This window comes from Polaromonas sp. P3_C2 (genome assembly GCF_056402675.1).
On sequence record NZ_JBFUGX010000336.1, the window covers coordinates 1 to 4,645 of the forward strand.

Annotated in this window: 9 protein-coding genes; 3 read left to right on the plus strand and 6 right to left on the minus strand. The window is 59.2% G+C overall.

The window, feature by feature from the left end:
* The coding region (locus tag AC1DWI_RS14395; RefSeq protein WP_477725071.1) for a DUF4197 family protein at positions 1-235 on the minus strand (235 nt) is incomplete at its 3' end.
* Between the two features lie 15 nt (positions 236-250).
* On the opposite strand from AC1DWI_RS14395, the gene AC1DWI_RS14400 reads away from it, so the two are divergent.
* Positions 251-766: a TlpA disulfide reductase family protein gene (locus AC1DWI_RS14400; protein ID WP_457281630.1), complete on the plus strand. Its 516-nt coding sequence runs from the start codon at positions 251-253 to the stop codon at positions 764-766.
* A gap of 211 nt (positions 767-977) precedes the next feature.
* On the opposite strand, the gene AC1DWI_RS14405 is transcribed toward AC1DWI_RS14400, so the two are convergent.
* A complete protein-coding gene (locus AC1DWI_RS14405) occupies positions 978-1,433 on the minus strand; it encodes a c-type cytochrome (RefSeq protein ID WP_477668893.1) in 456 nt (151 codons plus the stop codon).
* A gap of 188 nt (positions 1,434-1,621) precedes the next feature.
* Between AC1DWI_RS14405 and AC1DWI_RS14410 the strand changes: the two genes are divergently transcribed.
* Positions 1,622-2,308: a cytochrome b/b6 domain-containing protein gene (locus AC1DWI_RS14410; RefSeq protein WP_477668894.1), complete on the plus strand. Its 687-nt coding sequence runs from the start codon at positions 1,622-1,624 to the stop codon at positions 2,306-2,308.
* A gap of 81 nt (positions 2,309-2,389) precedes the next feature.
* Positions 2,390-2,878 carry a GNAT family N-acetyltransferase gene (locus AC1DWI_RS14415; protein ID WP_477668895.1) on the plus strand — a complete coding sequence of 163 codons (489 nt, stop codon included), beginning with the start codon at positions 2,390-2,392 and terminating at the stop codon, positions 2,876-2,878.
* 164 nt (positions 2,879-3,042) lie between these two features.
* Here the strand turns inward: AC1DWI_RS14415 and AC1DWI_RS14420 are convergent, their stop codons facing one another.
* From AC1DWI_RS14420 to rplP, 4 genes are all read right to left on the minus strand, one after another.
* Positions 3,043-3,549 (minus strand): peroxiredoxin, encoded by a 507-nt coding sequence (locus AC1DWI_RS14420; protein WP_457281634.1) that lies wholly within the window; start codon positions 3,547-3,549, stop codon positions 3,043-3,045.
* Between the two features lie 246 nt (positions 3,550-3,795).
* On the minus strand, positions 3,796-4,065 hold the full coding sequence (gene rpsQ / locus AC1DWI_RS14425; protein ID WP_457281635.1) for a 30S ribosomal protein S17: 270 nt from the start codon (positions 4,063-4,065) through the stop codon (positions 3,796-3,798).
* On the minus strand, positions 4,062-4,271 hold the full coding sequence (rpmC, locus tag AC1DWI_RS14430) for a 50S ribosomal protein L29 (RefSeq protein ID WP_431098894.1): 210 nt from the start codon (positions 4,269-4,271) through the stop codon (positions 4,062-4,064). The genes rpsQ and rpmC overlap by 4 nt, the downstream gene beginning before the upstream one ends.
* Positions 4,272-4,283: 12 nt before the next feature.
* Complete coding sequence (rplP, locus tag AC1DWI_RS14435; RefSeq protein WP_477725072.1) at positions 4,284-4,643, minus strand: 50S ribosomal protein L16; 360 nt, start codon at positions 4,641-4,643, stop codon at positions 4,284-4,286.
* Positions 4,644-4,645: the final 2 nt, after the last annotated feature.

A 4,645-nucleotide genomic window follows, 5' to 3' on the forward strand; every position in this document is an offset into this window, starting at 1 on the left:
ATCCGGGCAAGGGAATGCGAACTTTTGGGTTGCCGAGGAATCCATCTGTCTTGCCCAGCAGGGCGACGGCGGCGACAGCGCCCTTTTCAAGGGCTGTTTTCAGGCCGGCGCTGGCGTCGGCATTGCTGATGCCGGACAGGTCTCCCAGCGAAAGTGCGTGGGCCTGGTGGTAAGCGGCCAATATCAGTGCGCCCAACGCGCTGACGCCGGCCTGGTTAAAATTGCGACGTTGCATGATGAGGTCCTTCCAATGAAATTGACATCCCGCCTGACAGTATGCCGCACGGCACTGGCCGGTATTTTGGCTGTGGCGGCCCTTGCCTGCCTGCCGGGATGTGGCGGCGCCGAGGCCGCGCCGGAGTCGACCTTTGTGTTGCTGGACGGTAGCAAAAAAACCACCGCCGACCTCAAAGGCAAGGTCACCCTGGTCAATTTCTGGGCCACGAGCTGTGTGACCTGCGTGGCAGAAATGCCGAAGGTCATCTCGACCTACAACAAATACCAATCCCAAGGCTACGACACGCTGGCCGTGGCCATGAGCTACGACCCACCCAGCTATGTCGTCAATTACACGCAAACGCGCCAGCTGCCCTTCAAGGTGGCGATCGACAACACAGGCGCAGTGGCCAAAGCATGGGGCGATGTCCAGCTCACACCCACCACCTACCTGGTCAACAAGCGCGGCGAGATCGTCAAGCAGTACGTGGGTGAGCCCGACTTTGCGGCGCTGCACCAGCTGATCGAAAAACTTCTCAAAGAGACCTGATAAGCGTTCCCCGCCCGAAAAAAAGGCCTGTTTCAGCAATGAAACAGGCCTTTTGACCATATGGGACGGGCGCAACCAGCTATGAATTTAATAGCAGCACCCATGTCCACGATTTAGCCAGCAGGGGCCGCGGGTCTGGCTTCGCCGGGCGCAAGGCGCCTGTCCCCCTGAGGGGGAGAGGAAGCTACACGAAGTGAGCTTCAACAGAGGGCTACTGAGCCCGAAACGCGTCGTGGCAAGCCTTGCAACTGCCGGCCGTAGCCGTAAAGGCGGTCTTCAGGTTGTCAAGGTTGCCGGTCTTGGCCGCGGCGGCCAGCTTGGCGGTCTCTGCGACCAGCTTTTCGTGGCCTTCCTTGAACTTGGCTTGTTCAGCCCAGATTTCAGGCTTGGCCTTGGTATTGCCGCCTTTGTCGGTGCCAGGCCCAAAGCCAGCCCACGGGAGCTTGGCCATGTCGGCCACGATCTCGGCGTTTTCCGCAGCGACTTTGGCGTCGAAGGGGACACGGCCGTTGGCCATGGCACCGACACGACCGAAATGCTGGCCCATGACAAACAACGCGCTTTGGCGATATTTGATGGCGTCTTCGGGTTTGGCAAACTGCGCGGAGGCCGGAGCAGCCATGGCCATTAAAGTGGCGGCTGCGGCGATACAGGCAAAAGCTTTCATGGGTTTCCTCGTAGGTTTTTTCTTAAGATGGGGCAATGGCAACACACTTTGCCTGTTGCCATAGGGCTGAGTTTAGCCAGACCAGATAAGTTCCGCAGGAACTTATGCGCTACGGGAAAGCACCAAGTGGCAGCGAGGCCGTATCAAGAGCACCGTTGCATACAACAATCACAAAACGAGGAGTGAGCATGTACACCAATAAAAATCTTCACAAGGTGCGCGTCTGGGATTTTCCCACGCGATTTTTTCACTGGGCGCTGGTGGCTTGTGTGCTTGGGCTGGCCATTACCGGCACCATCGGTGGCAACGCCATGGTCTGGCATTTCCGGTTTGGCTATACCGTGCTGGCCCTGCTGCTGTTTCGCATTGTCTGGGGCCTGGTGGGTGGGCGCTGGTCTCGCTTTGGGGCATTCATCTATGCGCCCCAAAGTGTCATCAACTACCTCAAGGGCCAAGGTAAACCCGAACACGGTGTCGGCCACAGCCCGATAGGCGCTGGTTCGGTGTTCGCCATGCTGGGATTTCTGGTGGCCCAGGTCGGCACGGGCCTGCTGAGCGACGATGAAATTGCCTTTGCCGGCCCGCTGACACGTTTTGTCTCCAACGCCACCGTCGGCCTGGCAACCAACTATCACAAGAACATTGGCAAGTGGGTGCTTCTGGCTTTGGTGGTATTGCACATCGCGGCCATCGTTTATTACCTGACCCGCAAACACAACCTGGTCGGCGCCATGTTGCATGGCGACAAGGAGCTGGTGGTGCCGGCCCCGCCATCGCGGGACGACACGGTCTCGCGCCTGGCTGCGGCGCTGATCCTGGCGGTCTGCGGCGGCGTGGCTTACTGGGTGTCTACACTGGCCGCGCCTGCATTTTGATGTCTCCGGCCGGGGCGTCCCGGGCCTGCTCTCCAGTTGCAAATCACGGTAAACTGGTTGTCGACTTCTCCCCGCCGATCCGTGCAACGCCCCTCCATCCAGTTCATCACGCCCGACACGCCGGCGCAGCTGGCCGCCACGCGCCTGATTTTTCGCGAGTATGCGGAGCAGCTGGGCATTGACCTGTGCTTCCAGAATTTTGAGGCCGAACTGGCCGAACTGCCCGGTGAGTACGATGACCCTGAGGGTGCGCTGCTGCTGGCCCTGGTCGACGGCGAAGTCGCCGGCTGTTGCGCGCTGCGGGCACTGGACTCGGTCGATTACCCGAATGCCGGGGAAATGAAGCGGCTGTATGTACGCCTGCCGTTTCGCCGCCTCGGTCTGGGCCGGCAGCTGGCGGAGGCGACTTTGGACGCGGCGCGCGTGGCGGGCTATTCCTCGGTGCTGCTGGACACGCTGGACGACATGGAATCGGCGCGCGCCCTGTATGCCGAGCTGGGATTCTCCGAGATACCGCCCTACTATCACAACCCGATCCCGGGCGCACACTATCTCAAGGTCGATTTTTAGGAAAAACATGCTGCAGGCCAATAGGACCTTGCGCAAGCAGCTATGTTATTGATAGCAATTAACTGGCCGACGTCAATCCGCCATCACCAGCAGAGCAAAAAAAAGCCGCTGACAAAGAGGCAGCGGCTTTGACAGACCCCCGTAAGGGCCAGGGGGCAGCGTGATCAGCCTTTGGCCTGCGCCAGCAACGTGGCGGCATCACTGACTTCAAACTTGCCTGGGCCTTCAACATTCAGGCTGGCGACCTTTCCATCCTTGACCAGCATGGAGTAGCGGTTGCTGCGCAGGCCCATGCCGCGCGCCGTCAGGTCCAGCGTCAGGCCCGTGGCCTTGGCGAACTCTGCACTGCCATCGGCCAGCATGCGCACCTTGTCGCCGGTCTTCTGGTCGCGTGCCCAGGCGCCCATGACAAACGCATCGTTCACGCTCAGGCACCAGATCTCGTCGACACCTGCAGCCTTCAGCTCCGCGAACTTCTCCACGTAACCGGGCACGTGCTTGGCCGAACAAGTAGGCGTGAACGCGCCAGGAAGTGCGAACAGCGCAATGGTCTTGCCGGCAGTGGCCTTGGCCACGTCGACCGGGTTGGGACCAATGCTGCAGCCATTGCCTTCAACTTCAGAAAATTCCATCAGCGTGGTGGCCGGAAGGGTGTCGCCTACTTTGATCATGGTGTGCTCCTCAAGAATGGATGGGTTGTGAATGAAGTGGGGAAATCAACCCCGAAGTGTAGTGCGGCGGCGGCAAGCGTGTGCTCACTGTGCCAAAGGCGGCGCGCACGTGAAGGTCATACTTCGAAAGCCCGGAGGGACGGCGGCACACCAGCGGCATCGCAGAAGGCACAAACAAAAACGGCCCACCGAAGTGAGCCATTTTTTTGAGCGTGACCGGAGTCAGCCTTAAGTTGAACTCAAGACTTAAACGACCGCAGCCTTTTCAACCAGACGGGTCACAACCCAGTTCTTGGTCTTGGAGATCGGGCGGCTTTCGGTGATCTCGATCACATCACCTGTGTGGTACTCGCCTTTTTCGTCATGGGCGTGGTACTTGCTGGACAGCGATACGATCTTGCCGTACAGCTCGTGCTTCACACGACGCTCAACCAGAACCGTGACGGTCTTGGCGCGCTTGTCGCTCACCACCTTGCCGATCAAGGTGCGCTTGAGGGATTTTTTAGCTTCCGTCATTTTTTGGCTCCTTGCTTGACGATGGTTTCGGCCAGGATAGTCTTGGCGCGAGCGATGCTGCGACGCGTGGAACGTAGCGTGGAAAGGTTGGTCAGTTGCTGCGTGGCTTTTTGCATGCGCAGGCCAAAGTGGGCTTTTTGCAGCTCTTTGACTTCGGTTTTCAGGCCGGCAACGTCTTTTTGGCGCAGTTCAGTAGATTTGGTCATTGTCATTTCCCCTTACTGGCCAATCATGCGGCTGACGAAGGTGGTGCGCAGCGGCAGCTTGGCGGATGCCAGGCGGAACGCTTCGCGGGCCAGCTCTTCAGGCACACCAACGATTTCAAAGACGATCTTGCCGGGCTGGATTTCAGCCACGTAGTACTCTGGGTTACCTTTACCGTTACCCATACGCACTTCAGCAGGCTTTTGGGAAATCGGCTTGTCCGGGAAGACACGGATCCAGATACGGCCGCCACGTTTGACGTGACGGGAAATCGCACGGCGTGCGGCTTCAATTTGACGGGCCGTCAGACGGCCACGGTCAGTGCATTTGAGACCGAAGTCACCGAACGCAACCGAGGAACCCCGGGTTGCGATGC

Excerpts from the sequence above, each read along its gene's own strand:
- AC1DWI_RS14405 (WP_477668893.1), bottom strand. The coding sequence starts at position 1,433 with ATGAAAGCTTTTGCCTGTATCGCCGCAGCCGCCACTTTAATGGCCATG.
- rpmC (WP_431098894.1), bottom strand. The coding sequence starts at position 4,271 with ATGACCAAATCTACTGAACTGCGCCAAAAAGACGTTGCCGGCCTGAAA.
- AC1DWI_RS14410 (WP_477668894.1), top strand. The coding sequence starts at position 1,622 with ATGTACACCAATAAAAATCTTCACAAGGTGCGCGTCTGGGATTTTCCC.
- AC1DWI_RS14400 (WP_457281630.1), top strand. The coding sequence starts at position 251 with ATGAAATTGACATCCCGCCTGACAGTATGCCGCACGGCACTGGCCGGT.
- rpsQ (WP_457281635.1), bottom strand. The coding sequence starts at position 4,065 with ATGACGGAAGCTAAAAAATCCCTCAAGCGCACCTTGATCGGCAAGGTG.
- AC1DWI_RS14420 (WP_457281634.1), bottom strand. The coding sequence starts at position 3,549 with ATGATCAAAGTAGGCGACACCCTTCCGGCCACCACGCTGATGGAATTT.